18 protein-coding genes and 1 tRNA gene are annotated in these 15,659 nt (G+C 60.5%); 3 read left to right on the top strand and 16 right to left on the bottom strand.

Annotation, left to right across the window (positions count from 1 at the left end; translation table 11 throughout):
• Positions 1-27: 27 nt before the first annotated feature.
• From NSJP_RS06245 to NSJP_RS06285, 9 genes are all read right to left on the bottom strand, one after another.
• On the bottom strand, positions 28-393 hold the full coding sequence (locus tag NSJP_RS06245) for an FKBP-type peptidyl-prolyl cis-trans isomerase (protein ID WP_080886055.1): 366 nt from the start codon (positions 391-393) through the stop codon (positions 28-30).
• Positions 394-446: 53 nt separating this feature from the next.
• Positions 447-1,664, bottom strand: coding sequence for an FIST signal transduction protein (locus NSJP_RS06250; RefSeq protein WP_080886056.1), 1,218 nt, complete (start codon positions 1,662-1,664; stop codon positions 447-449).
• Between the two features lie 29 nt (positions 1,665-1,693).
• The gene (locus NSJP_RS06255) at positions 1,694-1,921 is read right to left on the bottom strand and encodes a hypothetical protein (RefSeq protein WP_080886057.1); all 228 of its coding nucleotides are present in this window, start codon (positions 1,919-1,921) and stop codon (positions 1,694-1,696) included.
• Positions 1,922-2,002: 81 nt separating this feature from the next.
• Positions 2,003-3,241: a DmpA family aminopeptidase gene (locus NSJP_RS06260; RefSeq protein WP_197685491.1), complete on the bottom strand. Its 1,239-nt coding sequence runs from the start codon at positions 3,239-3,241 to the stop codon at positions 2,003-2,005.
• Positions 3,238-4,164 (bottom strand): LOG family protein, encoded by a 927-nt coding sequence (locus tag NSJP_RS06265; protein ID WP_231989499.1) that lies wholly within the window; start codon positions 4,162-4,164, stop codon positions 3,238-3,240. The genes NSJP_RS06260 and NSJP_RS06265 overlap by 4 nt, the downstream gene beginning before the upstream one ends.
• Complete coding sequence (locus tag NSJP_RS06270) at positions 4,130-4,552, bottom strand: hypothetical protein (protein WP_155969936.1); 423 nt, start codon at positions 4,550-4,552, stop codon at positions 4,130-4,132. Before NSJP_RS06270 ends, NSJP_RS06265 begins: the two co-directional genes overlap by 35 nt.
• 9 nt (positions 4,553-4,561) lie before the next feature.
• Positions 4,562-4,942, bottom strand: coding sequence for a hypothetical protein (locus tag NSJP_RS06275; RefSeq protein ID WP_080886060.1), 381 nt, complete (start codon positions 4,940-4,942; stop codon positions 4,562-4,564).
• 32 nt (positions 4,943-4,974) lie between these two features.
• On the bottom strand, positions 4,975-5,490 hold the full coding sequence (locus NSJP_RS06280) for a GNAT family N-acetyltransferase (RefSeq protein WP_080886061.1): 516 nt from the start codon (positions 5,488-5,490) through the stop codon (positions 4,975-4,977).
• Positions 5,487-6,101, bottom strand: a complete 615-nt coding sequence (locus tag NSJP_RS06285; RefSeq protein ID WP_080886062.1) for a DUF502 domain-containing protein — start codon at positions 6,099-6,101, stop codon at positions 5,487-5,489. Before NSJP_RS06285 ends, NSJP_RS06280 begins: the two co-directional genes overlap by 4 nt.
• Before the next feature lie 154 nt (positions 6,102-6,255).
• Here NSJP_RS06285 and NSJP_RS06290 point away from each other — a divergent pair, with 154 nt between their 5' ends.
• Positions 6,256-6,546, top strand: a complete 291-nt coding sequence (locus NSJP_RS06290; RefSeq protein WP_080886063.1) for a Trm112 family protein — start codon at positions 6,256-6,258, stop codon at positions 6,544-6,546.
• Positions 6,547-6,913: 367 nt separating this feature from the next.
• On the opposite strand, the gene NSJP_RS06300 is transcribed toward NSJP_RS06290, so the two are convergent.
• The 3 genes from NSJP_RS06300 to NSJP_RS06310 form a co-directional block, all read right to left on the bottom strand.
• Positions 6,914-7,150, bottom strand: coding sequence for a hypothetical protein (locus NSJP_RS06300; protein ID WP_080886064.1), 237 nt, complete (start codon positions 7,148-7,150; stop codon positions 6,914-6,916).
• A 50-nt stretch (positions 7,151-7,200) separates the two neighbouring features.
• Positions 7,201-7,572 carry a hypothetical protein gene (locus NSJP_RS06305; protein ID WP_080886065.1) on the bottom strand — a complete coding sequence of 124 codons (372 nt, stop codon included), beginning with the start codon at positions 7,570-7,572 and terminating at the stop codon, positions 7,201-7,203.
• 91 nt (positions 7,573-7,663) lie between these two features.
• Positions 7,664-7,993 (bottom strand): hypothetical protein, encoded by a 330-nt coding sequence (locus tag NSJP_RS06310; RefSeq protein ID WP_080886066.1) that lies wholly within the window; start codon positions 7,991-7,993, stop codon positions 7,664-7,666.
• Positions 7,994-8,287: 294 nt separating this feature from the next.
• On the opposite strand from NSJP_RS06310, the gene NSJP_RS06315 reads away from it, so the two are divergent.
• Positions 8,288-8,362 (top strand) — tRNA-Gly (locus NSJP_RS06315).
• Positions 8,363-8,544: 182 nt separating this feature from the next.
• Here the strand turns inward: NSJP_RS06315 and NSJP_RS06320 are convergent.
• The 4 genes from NSJP_RS06320 to NSJP_RS06335 form a co-directional block, all read right to left on the bottom strand.
• Complete coding sequence (locus NSJP_RS06320) at positions 8,545-10,737, bottom strand: transglutaminase TgpA family protein (RefSeq protein WP_080886067.1); 2,193 nt, start codon at positions 10,735-10,737, stop codon at positions 8,545-8,547.
• Entirely contained in the window at positions 10,727-11,863 is a 1,137-nt protein-coding gene (locus NSJP_RS06325) for a DUF58 domain-containing protein (RefSeq protein WP_080886068.1), read from the bottom strand. The genes NSJP_RS06320 and NSJP_RS06325 overlap by 11 nt, the downstream gene beginning before the upstream one ends.
• Before the next feature lie 123 nt (positions 11,864-11,986).
• The gene (locus NSJP_RS06330) at positions 11,987-12,928 is read right to left on the bottom strand and encodes an AAA family ATPase (protein ID WP_080886069.1); all 942 of its coding nucleotides are present in this window, start codon (positions 12,926-12,928) and stop codon (positions 11,987-11,989) included.
• A 154-nt stretch (positions 12,929-13,082) separates the two neighbouring features.
• Complete coding sequence (locus NSJP_RS06335) at positions 13,083-14,399, bottom strand: hypothetical protein (RefSeq protein WP_080886070.1); 1,317 nt, start codon at positions 14,397-14,399, stop codon at positions 13,083-13,085.
• Between the two features lie 134 nt (positions 14,400-14,533).
• Between NSJP_RS06335 and NSJP_RS06340 the strand changes: the two genes are divergently transcribed.
• Positions 14,534-15,547 (top strand): ChaN family lipoprotein, encoded by a 1,014-nt coding sequence (locus NSJP_RS06340; RefSeq protein WP_172834202.1) that lies wholly within the window; start codon positions 14,534-14,536, stop codon positions 15,545-15,547.
• The last annotated feature ends 112 nt before the right edge of the window (positions 15,548-15,659 follow it).

A 15,659-nucleotide genomic window follows, 5' to 3' on the forward strand; every position in this document is an offset into this window, starting at 1 on the left:
CGCGATTGAAGTTCTATCCGAATATTGTCAGTTCAATCCCAGCAACTCAACCTCGAATATCAACGTGGCGTGCGGAGGGATGACGCCACCTGCGCCTCTGGCGCCGTAGCCGAGATTGGAGGGGATGGTCAAGCGGCGCTTGCCGCCGATCTTCATGCCCTGCACCCCTTCATCCCATCCCTTGATGACGCGTCCGGCTCCGAGTGGAAACGAAAACGGCTGACCACGGTCGACGGAACTGTCGAATTTGGTGCCGTTCTGCAACCAGCCCGTGTAATGAACGGTCGCCGTTTGTCCCGCCTTGGCTACGGCTCCGGTCCCGACGACTTGATCGAGGTATTGCAGTCCTGAAGACGTGGTGACTTCGTTGCCGCCGGAGGTCGACTGTTCCATAGTTGGCTCCTTCGTGTCGTGAGATGAATAATGGGACGGCTTCGACCGGGCGGTTATACGGGCCCGGAGGTCTCAGGCTCCGCGAAAAGAGCCAAACTGGCGGTATACCCGTGCAGAAAATTTCGTCCGCCCACCGGACCGATCTCGCCCTGAGCGAAAAATCCCGCCAACGGGACCTGTCCCAAGCGTTCCTGCACTACGGTGCTGTCGTGATTCGGCCGCCCGAAGAGACCTTCCCCTCGTCCGCAACAGCTGAACAAGAGACTGCCGAGTGGAGGACGCGGATGCTTCCGTCGATCCGCAGCCAGCAGAAAATGAAGATCGTCGCTCGCGGACTTCGCGTCCCGTATGTGGAATTGCACCGTCTGGCCCTCTTGAACCGTATCGCCGATGGCGATGGCGCCCGAGCGCTGGTCTGCCCCGACCAGATTGCGGACGAGGAAATCGCCCTGTTCGAACCGGTCGCGATGTTCGTCGATGACGATGCCGACGTGAAGGGCCTGATGGGCGTCCCGCCGCTGAGAGCTTTCCAGCGATTCGAACACGTCTTGAAGGCGCGTGAGGGCCGGCTGCCCGCCCAATTCATAGACCAGATTCTGCTCGGACTTGGTCACGACGAACCGGTCGCCGATCGGACGGCATCCTTGTGAAATAACCGTTCGAACGGATAAGGGACCGGACAGGTGAACGCCCACGAGCCCGCCGTCGAACAGTTCGTCGTTTCGGATCAGGCGGTTCTCGCCTCGTCCATGGCCTCCTCCGACGAGACCTCCGACCGCCTTCCCTCCCGGATATCGATCGTTCAGCACGGTGAGCACATCGTGCAGCGGCGTCGTGAACGGATCGGCCAAGAGGATGAAAGTGGAGTCGCCGGCGGTCGGCTCGGGCCATCCCGGCATGTGAATCTGGTCCTGGGTTTCCGAAAACGACAGACGCAAGGGCGTGACCGACACCCGGGGTAGACGTGCGACCCACAGGGTCAACCCGGCCGCCGTTTCCAGTTCTTCGCCTCCGGCGATGATGCCTTCGCCGGAACAGCCGAGACAGGTGTGCACGTGCAATTCCTCGCGAATCATGGGGGCGATGAGCTCGGCCTTGGCGGCATGGTGGGCCGAAAAAAAGACGAATGCCAGATCGACCGGCGCATTGCCGATTTGATCCCGGATCATGTCCGCGAGATCGCGCAGTGCCGCTTCGGTATCCGTTTTCCTGGAAAGAGCGACGGCAAATCGAAGGGCGGTGGAAGCTTCTGTGTGTGTTGCGTAACTCATGATCGTGAGCGGTCCTGACGGCGGTATGGCTAGACGCCTGGGTTCATGCGCTCGGCGCGGTCCTTGGCCAATTTCTTATAGTACCGCCACATGTAGTGATAGTAATCGTCGAGTTGGGCGAGAAGATAGTGCAGTTCGGTCGGGTCTTCAGTTTCCAGTGCCCGCACCATGCGGGTCCTGAGGAATTCTCCGAATGCGCCGGTTTTCTCCACCGCGGTCAGCAAGCGCAATCCGCCGCCGATCTGGTATTCGTTCATTCCAACCTCCGAACGCAGGGCGCGGTGTGAGAATAACGAGGCCAACGAGCAAATTGCAAGTCAGGTCGGCCGACCACGGAGTTAATGGGCGTGTTCCTGCAAGAGCGTCCGCAGCCGAGAGAGCGAAATCGCGTCGGCCCGGCGATCGTCACGGCCGACGACCGTCGTCGCCGTCGTCAGCGCATTGAGAACCGCCTCTTCCGTGGCTTCGATGGTCGCCGTGATCAGCGGGTTGAGATGTGTATCCGCCAGATGAGTGAGCTGGTAGGTGCGCTCCTTCGGGTAATGAGGAATGACGCCGGCGGAGGAGAAGGCCACCATGAAGTCTCCGCTGCCATGACGGGCCGTCGCGCCGGTACGGGCAAGACCGAGGGCGGCACGCTTGGCCAGGCGCGTCAACTGGCGGCTGTCGAGCGGCGCGTCGGTTGCAATGACGGTGATGATCGAGCCTTCTCCGGCTCCGGGCACGGCGATATCCGCGAGGGGTCCGTTGGGCTTTTCGGACGTCTGTGCGTGGGCATCGTAGAATCGGCCGACCGGCACGCCGTCGACGATCAATTCATTACGCCGCCCGTGGTTGGCATTGACCAAAACGCCGACGGTGTAGCCGCCCTCTTCAACGGTCAGTCGTCGTGATGACGTTCCTATTCCGCCTTTGAACCCGTAGGAGACCATGCCGGTTCCGGCTCCGACCGTGCCTTCCCTTACCGAACCGGTCGAGGCATCGTCCAACGCCAGGGCCACATCCGCTTCCGAGACGTGACGCCCCTGAATGTCGTTCAGGCGGCCGTCGTCGCACTCCGCCACGACAGGAGTGAGCGTGTCGTCCGTAATGCCGATTTCAGGGTACTGCCGGATCATCCAACTCATGACGCCGTCGGCGACCCGTGGGACGTTGAGCGTATTGGTGAGTGCAATCGGATATTCCAGGAAGCCTGACTCGCCGATCCACGCCAGGCCGGTCGTTTCCCCCGTGCCGTTGAGGACGAAGAAGCCCGCGGGGACTTTCCGATGCCACACGTCGTCGCGGGGAATAATGACGGTCACCCCGGTGCGAACCGGTCCGACGCCAGGCTTCAACGGGCCGCTGCCCGAGATCAAGGTCCGATGGCCGACTTTGACACCGCTCACGTCCGTGATGGCATTGAGCGGCCCTGGTTCATGGGAGCCGATCACGATGCCGAGGTTTCGGGCGCGGAGCCGTGGTTCATCGGATTCCGCGGCAAGGATGGAAACGCAGCCGACGGCGGCGAGCCAGGCCGGGACGATCACGGCGATTGAGAGGGAAAGCACGCGGATCTTCGATGATGGACGTGTCACGCGCCTGTGACTCCGTTATGGCGGGCAATGAGATCCCAGGCCTCCTGCGCCGTTTCGGCGTAGTGAAAGAGCTGAAGGTCGTCTTCCGCGATCAATCCATGGTCGACGAGCCATGGCCAGTCGATGAGTCTGTCCCAGAAGTCGCGCCCGATCAGAACGACGACGAGATGGCGGGTCTTCCCGGTCTGGAGGAGCGTCAGGGCTTCAAAGAGTTCGTCAAGCGTGCCGAATCCCCCCGGCAGGGCAACCAGCGCCCTGGCCCGGATGAGGAAATGCATCTTTCGCATGGCAAAATAGCGGAACTGGAAACTGAGTTCCGGCGTGATGTACGCATTCGGGCATTGCTCGTGCGGCAGGGTGATGTTCAGTCCGATCGATTTGGCGCCGACGTCCGAAGCGCCGCGATTCGCCGCTTCCATGATGCCCGGGCCGCCGCCGGTGATGATCACATAGTCGCAACGGTTGCCGACCTGACAGGTCGACGAGACGAGGCGTCCGAATTCGCGCGCGATGTCGTAATACTTGGAGAGCGTAAACTGCCGTCGCGCGATTTCCAGCCGCCGCTGCCTGGTCCGGTCATCCGGGAACCGTGCCGACTCATCCTCAGCCGACCTCAGCAGTTGAGCGGCGGTCTTCGGCTCCTGCACCCTGGCGCTGCCGAAGACGACAATGGTCGATTGAATACCTTGTTCGCGCTGGATCAATTCCGGTTTCAGCAATTCCAGGCCTACGCGTACGGCACGCAGGTCGTCTCGCTGAAGGAACTCCAGATCGCGATCGGCTGGAATGTAGGAAGAATTGGTCGGCAGGCGTTCCATAATGCGGGGGATTATAGCGGGACGGGCATCGAGCGGCAATTCGGCGATGAAGAACGAGGTGAAGGAGACGTCAGAACGGATACGGCGTAAATTGCGGGCCGGCAAGGTGCCGCAGGAAGCTCCGATGTTGGACGACGAAACCGGAGTCGCAGAGGACTTGGAAAGCGTCCACGCCCAACCCGAGGCGGGAGAAAATCAGATCCGGGTCGACCGGTGACCAAGGCTTGGCCAGCCATCCCAAATTGACCCGCGAATATCGCATGTCGAGAAAACGATAGGTGACGACGACGCCGTTGTCGGAGTCCGTCATGGAGTCCGGCGCGCCCAGCTTGGCGATGACGTCGGACAGATGAGTCCGCCCCGGTTCGATGAACGTCACATCGTTCATCGTGATCGGCGTGTTCAACGTGATGCGCGCGACGTTGCAGCCATCCAAGACGAGCGCCGCCGCGAGGATCGGCAGGACGAAGAACTGGCGGGATCGTCGCATCATCGTGAGCGCCTAGTCGCCAAAGGGCCAGAAGCGAAATTCCAGCGCTTCGGTGCGCCGGGACGAGATCACGTCTTCGACGATGCCGTCGCGGTTGATCAGGATGAACAAGTCGTCGCTTTTGACGGAAAGGCGCGAGAAATTCAATATGATGAGGAGCAAGCTGCCCGCTTTCGCATCGTAGCGGTAGTATTGGAAGACGTCGCGACCGTTGACTTGCAGAATGCGGTCCGGCGCGCCGAGAAGGGCGACGACTTCGGCTTTGGTGGTGGAGGATTTCTTGATGCTGTTGACGATGTCCGGCTTGATGTCGTCGCCCAATGTCCCGCGATTGAAGGCGCAGGCGCTCGCGACGAGCAGCAGGCACAAGCCGAGATTCCGTAAGACGTTCATACCACCTCCTTCTGAGCAGGCCGTCTCCATCCTTACGAAGGAGGGAGGTCTGTGTGCTTGGGCAGCGTGAAATCCGTTTCGTAGACCTCGTAACCCGATGAAGCCAATCCTACGCGGTCATACACGCGCTTGGCGAGGGTATTGGCTTTTTCCACGTACAACCGAATGCCGCACACGACCGGGTCGGCCGTGGCTTCCCGCATGACGGCGTCATGCAGGCGCCTGAAGACCCCTTGGCGTCTCCAGGCCGAATCCACATACACACTTTGAATCCACCAGAACACTCCGTTGCGCCAGTCGCTCCACTCAAAGGTGATCATCAATTGGCCAACCAGTCGCCGATCGGGACGGAGGGTCTCGGCGACCATGAAGAATCCATGGGTCGGCGAATCGAGCAACGCCAAGGTACCGTGACGGAGGCGAGCCGGATCCAATTCGCGCCCCTCGGTTTCACGCGCCAGGGCCGCGCTGAAGGAGACGATGGAGGGAATGTCGGATTCAAGCGCTCGCCTGATGAGCAACTGGTCGAATGCGAGGGGCGAGGTCATGCCGGGGATCTCGGGACGTTCGACCAGCCGGCGGCAGGTTTGTAAAACCCGGCCGAGAACTCCATTTTCATCGCCTCTTCCGGCAGAAGATTGAGGTGACGCAGCTTGTATTCCGGAATGAACGCCAGATAGCCGGTAAAGGGATGGATCGCCGTCGGAACGAAGACCATCGTCAAGGTGACCGAAGGGTCGACCTGAACCGCAGCCGGCGCTACGCCCATCACGAACCCCAGCGCCCACAGACCGTCGCGGGGAAACGGAAAGGCGACGACCGTACTGCGACCGAATCGGGAGCGGAACTGAAACAGATCCGTCATACCTTTGAGCGTCAGGTAAATGCTGCGGACAATCGGCAGGCTTTCAATCCACCGTTCCCCCTTGGTGAGCAGCTGCCGTCCCAACATTCGTGTTGCCAGGGCACCGGTCAGGAGCACCAGCAGGCAGAACAGGATCAGGCCCATCAGCGGGGTTTCGGAGAAACCCAAATTCTGCATCAACTCCCTGATGAGCCGGTTGACGGTCGCGATCAGGGCGGAAAGAATCAGAAATGTGATCCAAGCGGGCACCAGGATCAGCAATCCGGCGAGGGAATAGCGCCACCAGACGTTCACAAAACCTCCGTCTTGGTCGTAGTGTAACAGAAACCTCCGTTGAATGGCGTGATTGTGTGACCGATGCCGGTGACGGAGGCTTGCACTCAGGGGGAGGAGTACCCTATCCTATCACTCCAATCGGTGCGATCTTGATCTGCGGGAGAATCGTATCATGACAGAGGAGAAAGGCGGCCGGCGCGCCGCGCGCCTGGACAAAGAACTGTTGTCGATCCTCTGCTGTCCGGAGACCAAGCTCGACGTAACCTTGGCGGACCAAGTGTTGATCGACAGGATCAACGACGCGGTGGGGCGGGGAACCTTGAAGAACAGAGGGAAGAAGCCTGTCACGGAACTGCTCGACGGCGGGCTGGTCCGGGCGGACAGAAAGCTTCTCTATCCCATTCGCGAAGACATCCCCGTCATGCTCATCGAAGAAGCCATCCCGCTGGACGAATTCGCGTAACCCCTCTCCTCCGTGCCACGACAATCTTCCGGGTCTCGTCAGACCTGCTCTACGACGCGCTCTTGGATCCGGTGGATGTTCCGCACTGCTGGCACAAGTACTCGTACAGATCTCCCGTGGGTAATACCAAGAGCAGGCGCTCGCGTGTCGGCGTGGCCACCTTGCAACGGGGGCAATACAGTAATGATGCATTCAGGGATCGAAATTGCTCAGGGCGTTCCGCCCTTCCAGGTCGCAACGGTTGATTTGGGTGCAGCAATCTTCCGGGAATCGGTGGACGGCCGGGGCGTCGAGGTGGAATAGACATGACGGGATTGTAAAGCGGGCTTCCGAGCCGGTCAACTTCCCTCCATTCGGCCGGTCGCGGTTACCAGGAGAACGGATCGGCTTTGCTCTTGTCGGACGGGCTGACGGATGTCCGACGAGCCATTCGCCAAACCAGCCGGCCACCTTGGACGACTGCGTAAATCAAGAGCCCGCTGAGCAGCCCATAGAACCCGGCCGTACTCCAGGGCCAGAGGTTCGGGGCATGGAGCATGACGCCAAGCGCGACATGGCCGCCCACTCCCAGGCACAGAGCGAAGATGATCCACTCGCGCAACATGGCGTCTCCGGCCCGCCGCGTGGTCTAGTGAAGCAGGACTGGAACGAGGATTATACCGCCGGGGTCTTGGCTGATTCGATCTCTGTGGCCGTAATCAGGCTGGAGAGGTAATCGGCAACAAAATTCAGGGCTTCCTCTCGACCGTCTGCCCGGCGTCCCTTTTCACGACGCTGGACTGACAACTCGTGATCAAGATCGGATTTCACCTCGGTCAGCACCCGCTGCAAAGACGAAGGAGTCAGATTGGCATCCATGTCCTCCAACTCCTGACACCGGTCCAGCACCCAATTCAGGCCCTCGATCCGACCGGCATAGTGCTCCTGTTCGGCCGTATCGATTCGCGCCATGGCGGTGGCAAAGGTCTGGGCTTCATAGACAAGATTGTAAAAGCTCGTAACGGCCCGCTGTAACGTCGGATTCATAGCACTCCTTTAGGGGTTCAGACGCACCGAGTTAACCACCCAATTATACATGAGAATTCGACGGCAACAAGGGAAATTTTCAGTGGGCTGCTTATGTGAACAGCAAAGAGTGGAATTCGTTCATGAAGCCATAATAGAGGGGAGCGAAGTCCTTGAGGCTGTCCGGGCTGGTTTCCTTGAGTCGCTTGAAGAAAAACACCTGCGCTCTGGGGTCCAGTTGCTCGAGAAGATGACTGAGTTGGGCCATCGTATAACTGCCGGCGGGGACGCTAAGAACATAATGGACGAGTCGTTCGACGAATTGTTGAGCCAGGTACTCCGATGGGAGGTACCCGTCGGGCAACTTACCTGCAGCCAAAAATTCATCGAAGGGAATGGCCTGAGCGGCAAATGGAATCGACTGCTCCTGACGGAAGGTCACGCTTTCGGCCCCTCAGGGAATGTGCCGCATTGCTGCCATCAACTCTACTGGACCCCCGGAGGACGGTCAAGTGCACAGAAGCAGCAGGAGCGCCTGAGCCGAAAGACCGGTGAGCAGTGGCATCCAGCCCCCGGTACTCCCGAGTACTGTATCGCTCCTTCGTCTCGCCGTCCCGTGGAGTGATGCGGATCGACCTTCATCGTCCGACTGAGCAGACCGGACCTGCAGGGACTTGCTTGACAGCCTATGCCGCGCTCAGTAGAATCCGTCTCTCCTCAACAACTCCGGTTTAGAGCGGGAATAGCTCAGTGGTAGAGCATCGCCTTGCCAAGGCGAGGGTCGAGGGTTCAAATCCCTTTTCCCGCTCCAATTTTTCCTTCCGCGTCTCCGCAACCGAGGGCAATTCGATAGCCAATCGGCTCCCCTTCCCTATCATTTCGTCTGCGTCACTCACGTCAGGTATGTCGATCTCGTTCTCTCAGTATTTCAGCTGGGCACGGTGATCATATTACCGTCCAACTCGATCAACCGCTGATCGAAAGTCGCGGCAGCTAGGAACGACTACCGGGAAAACGATGGAGCGTGCGCAGCTGCCGTTCCGCATCCGTCAGTTCTTCCGCCGTCAACTGGGTTTCCCCGAAACGTCCACGGCAATAGAGCTCGGTCAATCGGAAAACGGCTTCCGCAGCCCCTGCCCACTTGCTCGCGATCAATCGTGCGAATTCGAGCGGCGTCGCAGCGGGAGGCTTCACGAAGCCGGCCTGCCCGACCGTCCGGACCATCTGTTTGTAGATCTTTGTGATCCTCGACTGCCGTCTCTGTGTCCGCTGTGCCGGGGAGGCGACCGCCAGCAGCGTCTTCCGCAAGAGAATGGCCATGACGCCCGCACCGAACAGAATCGGGACGATGAGGGTGATGAGGCCGGCGGCTGCCGCCCGATCCGGCACATGCTCCAAGGCGGCAAGAAGCCGTTGTCCCGTCAGATGCATGGCGGTAATCCACCGACCGGTCACGTCGCGAACCGCGTCGCCGCTCTCCCGGAGACCGTGGATCATCGCGAATTGGTCTTTTACGCTATAGCGGATAAAAAGGCGGTCCCAGTATAGACGCAGCGACTCGCCGGCCCGAAACAGTCCGTCCAAACGTGACGAGCCTGGGAGTGTTCCCGTCGGCGGGGTGGGATCGAACGTCGTCCAGCCCGATTGTGGGAAATAGACTTCCACCCAGGCATGGGCATCCCGCTGCCGAACGGTGAAATACCCGCCGAACTGGTTCCATTCCGTGGCCAGAAATCCCGTAACCAGCCGCGCCGGGATGCCGACGGATCGCAACATGACCACCATTGCGGTGGCGTAGTGTTCGCAGTAGCCGGACTTGCGGGTCAAGAGAAAGTCCTCGAGAGGATGGAGCGACGTCGTCGTTTCGAGATCGAGACTATAGCGATAGTGATGAAGCAGATGCTGCTGAATCGCCACGATCCGGTCGAACGGTGTGCGAGCATCCCGTACGATGCCCTGGGTCAATGTGAGAATTCCATCGGACAGATTCGGCAGGGAGAGGTATCGTTCCGTCACCGCACGTGGATAGTCCAATGCCATGGCCCGTTTCTCGTCGTCGTCGACGTGGTGCACGCGCGAGGTTACGGAATATCTGATGCGAGAGGAGGCGGGAAACGGAAGATAGAGCGACCCCATACCGTCGGACTGTACGCCGGGAAGATCGCCGCCCAGGAACTCCGCGAAGGGGACGGTGAAGAGCACCGAGGTGTCCAAAGGTTCCAGCAGGATATCTTGTTGGATGGAGACGGAGGTCCCTTGCGCCTGTCGCGACCCGGAGGGACGGACGACAAACATGCCGTCACCGAAGGTACTGAGATTGCGGCGCCGGACATGTCCGGCGCTCCAGGATCTTCCGTCATACTGATCGTAGGCCACACCCCGCAGGTACAACCGTTCCGGCACGCTGGAGGGGCGATCCGGAAGTTCGACCCGCATGACCACTTGAGGGTCCTGCTTCACGGATCCGATCATGCCCAGATCGACCCGCTCCGCGAAGCCCGTGGTTCTCAAACCCTCGCCGCGCGATTTTTGAAGGATCCCGGCGCCGATTCTTGGCAACAGAAAGAAGATGACGAGCGTCAAGCCGAAGGTGGCGATGGCGATGCCGTTGGTCAACCAGAAGAATCGGCCGGTAATACCCATGGACGGAGCCAGACTTTCACCGGCCGGCGAGGCGGCGCGAGCGCCCGCTGCGTCGCCTTGATGGGCGCCCGTGAGATGATAGAGCAATAGCGTCCATACCGCCGTGAGAAGATACGAAACAAAGATGGGAATGAACCAGGCCTCCGTTGTCATGGCCGCGGAAGCCAGGATGGCCATGAGGCTGATTGCGTACAGTTGGCGAAAGTCCCGGCGTTCTTCCAGTGAAGTCAGTTTGATGATGAGGAGTATGACCAGGAAATGGATGCCCGCCGGCAGGAGTTCGCGAGAGACCACGAGGAGATCGACGACAAAGAAGGCGAATGCCGACAGCAGAGCCAGGTTTCGCAACCGGGTCGAAATCACGGTCTGACGAGACGGCCATAGGGCGACCGGGATTCCCGCGGCCCCGAGCATCGCCAGCGTCAATGCGAGTCCCGTCATGAGGGCGAGCCATGCGGGGATGCCGTGAGCCAGGATCACTCCCGAGAAGGCGGTGGCCGCCAATAGCAGCGAACTCAATTTGAAGGCTTGCTCAAAAGGCATGGGTCAGATCCTCGATCTGCGCCCCTTCGACGATCCGATCGGCCGTGATCGTCATCCTGCTCTTCTCCGGATCCGTCCATGGGACGACGGCCAGCGTGTATCCCGAATCACTGTCCGAAAGCGCCGTCATATCGGGCCCGTCATGGCGCTGGTCCGGGGGACGGCGCCGGCACACGGCGAGGAGCCGCATCATGAACAACAGATGTTCGGAGCCGACCCCCGAACCGGAATCCTCCTCCCCGACGAGAAGACGAAGAGGAAAATTGCGCTGGGTCAATTGCCAGAGCAGCGACGCGACGAGCGTGACGCTCCGTTCGAACAGGTCGTCGAGTGGGTCGGGAGCCGTGCAGAATAGAGCGATAGTGATCCGGCGCTGGTCCTCGGCTTCGGTTTCACGGATGATGAGTTGCGCCGTTCGTGCCGTCGTCATCCAGTGAATCGCCCGGGAGTCGTCGCCGGGGCGGTACAGGCGAAGGTTGTAGAGCTGCATTCCGTGGCCCCGGCGCGGCAGGGACCTCCCCTGTCCTTCGCTGACCAGATCGTCGATAAAGCGGAGCGACAGCGGTTTGATCGGGGGTCCGACCAGGACCTCGGTGACGATGGGATAGAGCGCGCGTTTCAGAAACAACCCGAATGGAAACAGCGTCTCCGCCCGGATCTGTTCCAGGACGATTCGACCTCGCTTCGTCGCCAGCAGGGGATAGGACAGGAGAACCGAGCGTTGCGCGGACAACTGCCGGATGAAGAGTCCACGATCGACGTCCGATCCACCGACGACGTCGAACAGGCGCAGCGAGAAGCTGGGTAGATGACTGTTACGGTTGGTCACCGAGAGAGACACGGTGGCAGGATCATGAGCCATGATGAGATCCGGGACGTGGCGGTGAAACGACAGACGCCTGAGGCAATGTTCGGAGAGGAGGCCTGAGATGACGATCAGGCTCAGCATCAGCGCCAGCAGCAAGTAGAACAGGTTGTTGCCCGTGTTGATGGCAGCGACGCCGATGGCCACCGTGAACAGGAGGAAGCGGGTTCCTTCAGGGGTCAGACGGATCGATCGGCGGGTGGCGACCAGGCGAAGGCGCGCGCGGAGGAGGTCCCAGTCATGTCGGAAGCCGCGGGTCATCAGATCCCTTCTGATGTGATCACCGTCGAGCGAGCGGTTTCCGGGTCGTCAGGCCGAGGTCCTCGGATGGATGCCTGGCCCGGCAAAGCGCTAAGGCGTGAATCCGGCGACTGTTCATCAGGTTCAGACCGGTACGGGAATCGTGTCCACGATATCGAGAATAATACGTTCGGCCTGGTCGAAGCCGTGCGCGCGCATGCCGTGGGCGCGATTGAGCATGACGCGATGCGACAACACGATGGGGGACAATTCCTTGATGTCGTCCGGCAGGCAATAGTCCCTGCCACGCACGCAGGCCAGAGCTTTCGCCGTCTTGCTCAGAGCCAGTGCACCCCTGGTGCTTACGCCGAGGGAGAGGAGTTCGCTATGGCGGGTGGCCTGTACGATGGCCAACAAATAATCGGTCAGGGTATCGTCCATGTGGATCTGATCCACGCGCCGTTGCAGGGTCAACACCTCTTCCGCCGAAAGGACCGGATCGAGGATTTCAGCCGGATGCAGGGCTTGGGGCCTGTCCAGCACCTTGCGCTCTTCCTCGGGCGACGGATATCCGAGGCGGAGGCGCATGAGGAATCGGTCGAGTTGGGATTCGGGAAGGGGGAACGTGCCGTGGTACTCGGCGGGATTCTGCGTGGCGATGACCATGAACGGCTGCTGGAGGGGATGAGTCTGGTTGTCGACGGAGATTTGCGCTTCGCTCATCGCCTCCAGCAGGCTGCTTTGGGTTTTCGGGGTCGTCCGGTTGATCTCGTCCGCCAGCACGATGTTGGAAAAAATGGGGCCGGGCATGAATTCGAAGCCCTGCTTCTGACGGTTGAAGATGGAGACTCCGACGATGTCCGAAGGCAGAAGATCGCTGGTGAACTGGATCCGCTTGAACGAGCAGGCCAGAGACCGTGCCAGGCTGTGCGCCATGGTCGTTTTGCCGACTCCGGGGACGTCCTCCAAGAGCAGATGGCCTCGCGCCAGGAGGCACACCACCGCCATCTCGATGGCCTGCGTCTTTCCTTTTATGACGCGGGCAATATTGTCCTGAATGGCTTGAATGGTCTGGGATGAATTCATGTCGAGGATTCAGTGCGGTGAAGGCTTTGGGATTGAGACGGCCGTGACACCGTTGGAGTCTAACAAAGGGTTGAAAGACGGTCAATTTAACGGCCGATTTACGCCGTGCCGCATTGGCGGTGCGGCGACGGAAGGCTCTGCAAGTGTCCAGGGGTCAGCGTGCGGGGATGAGGGTCAGCATCCAAGGAGTGGCTTCTTCCACCATGTCGGGGAATTTTCTGGCGGTACTGCTGACCGGCATTCCGCTGAACCAGGCGCCGCGGCGGACCCGAATGGACTGGAAGCCGTAGTGGCCGGCGTGAGGAGCGTGAACGGGCAATACGCGGGGGATTTGGCGCCGCAACGGCGCGCAATCGGCCAAGCTCATCGAGGCCCCGATCGCGAGTTGCGCGAGCTGCGGATAGATGTCGGCGAAGACAGTCTTGATTGCGTCCGGCGTGAAGGGCTGCAGCGGCGGTCGATACTGCTCTCCTTCGAGCACCTGGGACAGGAGTTCCCAGAAGACCTGATCGTCCACGGCGCCCAGGACGCAGATCTGTCCCCGCCGCGAAAGGAGATCAAGCAACGCCAAAGGGCCGCGGACGTCGAATTTCCACGGAGGAAAAAGCAAGGACCGCTCCCCGTGGCGCACTTCCAGTGCCGGTTCTCCGTCATAGTCGGTCTGATGATAGAGCCCCTTGGTGCGTTGCAGTTCCGTGATGATCGCGTCCTGGCCGAGACGTGCGGGCTCGTACGCGAAGGTGGGGGTTGCCGGCGCCCAGCAGGTGACGAGGGTGTAGCAGGGGACGAGTTTTCCGGAGCGGTCCAGACGCTCCAGGGCGAACATGTCCTGGCCGGGAAAAAACTGAAAGGAAAGATCCGGTCGGGACCGCAGCCGATCCAGCGTCAGTCGATCCGGATGCAGCGGCCCGCCCAGCTTGGATTGAGGCTGGAGTCGATCCACGCCGTGCAGCACCAACGTCTTCCCCTGTGCTCTCACAGGTGCGGCATAACGATCCGCCACTTCGCTTGCGAACGAAAGATCGCCGGCGCCGAGATCGAGCAGCGAGGGGGCATCGGCGGCAAGCAGGACGTCGAACGGGCTGGCCTCGTCTTGAATCGCGGCCTCCAGAACGGTAGCGGGCAAGGAAGATGCGGCAGCGGGAGACTCCGATGCACCGGCCAGATCGAACCAGACGCAGAGTGCCCTCACGGCTTTAGTCGGAGGCAGACCGGTCAATTCTTTCAGCCTGGGACCGGGAAGGTCCTGGACTCGTTCGACGTGTCCGAAATTTAATGCCGTCAGGATTGCCTCGCAAATGGACGGAGGAAGGTCCACGCGACGGACTTCCTCGATCAAATGCCGGAGTGTCTCGGGCAATCGGCCGGCCCCCACCAATTTGCGGGAGTTTTCCCATTCGACATCTCGCTCCTGCAGGAGGCGAGTCACCTGTGAGCGGAAGTCCGCCAATGCCTGTGCTTGGGGATTCATGACGATCGGGGCGTCTGGCCCCCGTCGGAGGTAAGGCGTGTCTTAGAAGACATTCGGCAGCATAGCGATCCTCATAATGGGGGGTCAAGGCCGGCGGTTGCCGCCGGCTGGAACCTATGTTAGGGGTGGAGGCTATGAGATCAATCACGACCACCTGGGTTCTTTCGGCCGACGGTTGGTGGCGGGCGACAATCGGGCTGTTGCTGTTGTCGTGGACGACGGCGTGCACGGTCGCTGAAAAGAAGGAATCGGTTCATTCGGACGAAGCCGCATCCGCCTTGCGGATCGGACAGATTATCGATACGGCGACCGGCCAGGCGTTGTCCTTGGAGCAGCTCGGTCTGATTCTGCGCCGTCAGGAGGTCATTTATCTCGGAGAGGAACATCACAACCGATTCCATATCGATGCAGCCCGCGGGGTCCTCGACGGTCTAATCTCGGGAGGGCGCCGGCCAGTCCTCGCTATGGAGATGTTCGGCTGGGATGGTCAGGCGGCTCTCGATCAGTACCTGGGTCCTGAAGGGCTCGGTCGTGAAGAATTCCTCACGGCGGTCCAATGGAAGCAAAATTGGGGCGGTTCCTTCGAGGATTACGAGCCTCTGGTTCAGTTTGCCAAGGAACACCATCTTCCGCTGGTTGCCCTGAATCCTCCGAAAATAGTGGTCAGGAACGTCGCCAAACAGGGACTCGAGCAGGCCCGACGGAGTGCCGAGATGGAGCAGTGGGGCATGGCGGACGAGAGTATTGTCGAAGATCCGGCCTACCGCTCCCGTATCCTGCACCAGTTGAAAGCCTGTCATGGCGGTGAGGATGCCATGTATCAGGCGATGTACGAAGCCTCCATGGTGCGGGACGAAGGCATGGCCAGAACCATCTCGGCCCAGGTGCGGCGCATACGGGAGGGAAGTGATCACGCGGCCGGTCCGGTGGTGAGCTATACCGGAGGCGGACATGTTCAGTACAACCTGCCGGTTCCGAAAAGGGTGCTGCGGCGGTTGAATGGAGACGTCCGGCAGGTGAGTATCTATATGACGTCTTTCGAGGGGAGCCGCACCGAGGAAATCCGGGAGGTGCTCGGCGAGAAGATCGCGGATTATGTGTGGCTCACCGCCGTCAGTCCGCAGGGAGCCCCGCACCGATGCCGGTAGCAGAGGATCCGGCGATTGGGCGAGGAACGTCCAATGCTTGACAGTTTTACCCAAGCCGCTTCACACTAAGCCTGGTCGGCCGGCCCTGGAGCCTCGCCGCAATGGATACAGA

The organism is Nitrospira japonica, from assembly GCF_900169565.1.
In the GTDB taxonomy this organism is placed as follows: domain Bacteria; phylum Nitrospirota; class Nitrospiria; order Nitrospirales; family Nitrospiraceae; genus Nitrospira_C; species Nitrospira_C japonica_A.

Coding starts and splice junctions, on each gene's coding strand:
- NSJP_RS06245 (WP_080886055.1), bottom strand. CDS start 393: ATGGAACAGTCGACCTCCGGCGGCAACGAAGTCACCACGTCTTCAGGA.
- NSJP_RS06250 (WP_080886056.1), bottom strand. CDS start 1,664: ATGAGTTACGCAACACACACAGAAGCTTCCACCGCCCTTCGATTTGCC.
- NSJP_RS06255 (WP_080886057.1), bottom strand. CDS start 1,921: ATGAACGAATACCAGATCGGCGGCGGATTGCGCTTGCTGACCGCGGTG.
- NSJP_RS06270 (WP_155969936.1), bottom strand. CDS start 4,552: ATGATGCGACGATCCCGCCAGTTCTTCGTCCTGCCGATCCTCGCGGCG.
- NSJP_RS06275 (WP_080886060.1), bottom strand. CDS start 4,942: ATGAACGTCTTACGGAATCTCGGCTTGTGCCTGCTGCTCGTCGCGAGC.
- NSJP_RS06280 (WP_080886061.1), bottom strand. CDS start 5,490: ATGACCTCGCCCCTCGCATTCGACCAGTTGCTCATCAGGCGAGCGCTT.
- NSJP_RS06290 (WP_080886063.1), top strand. CDS start 6,256: ATGACAGAGGAGAAAGGCGGCCGGCGCGCCGCGCGCCTGGACAAAGAA.
- NSJP_RS06300 (WP_080886064.1), bottom strand. CDS start 7,150: ATGTTGCGCGAGTGGATCATCTTCGCTCTGTGCCTGGGAGTGGGCGGC.
- NSJP_RS06305 (WP_080886065.1), bottom strand. CDS start 7,572: ATGAATCCGACGTTACAGCGGGCCGTTACGAGCTTTTACAATCTTGTC.
- NSJP_RS06320 (WP_080886067.1), bottom strand. CDS start 10,737: ATGCCTTTTGAGCAAGCCTTCAAATTGAGTTCGCTGCTATTGGCGGCC.
- NSJP_RS06325 (WP_080886068.1), bottom strand. CDS start 11,863: ATGACCCGCGGCTTCCGACATGACTGGGACCTCCTCCGCGCGCGCCTT.
- NSJP_RS06330 (WP_080886069.1), bottom strand. CDS start 12,928: ATGAATTCATCCCAGACCATTCAAGCCATTCAGGACAATATTGCCCGC.
- NSJP_RS06335 (WP_080886070.1), bottom strand. CDS start 14,399: ATGAATCCCCAAGCACAGGCATTGGCGGACTTCCGCTCACAGGTGACT.
- NSJP_RS06340 (WP_172834202.1), top strand. CDS start 14,534: ATGAGATCAATCACGACCACCTGGGTTCTTTCGGCCGACGGTTGGTGG.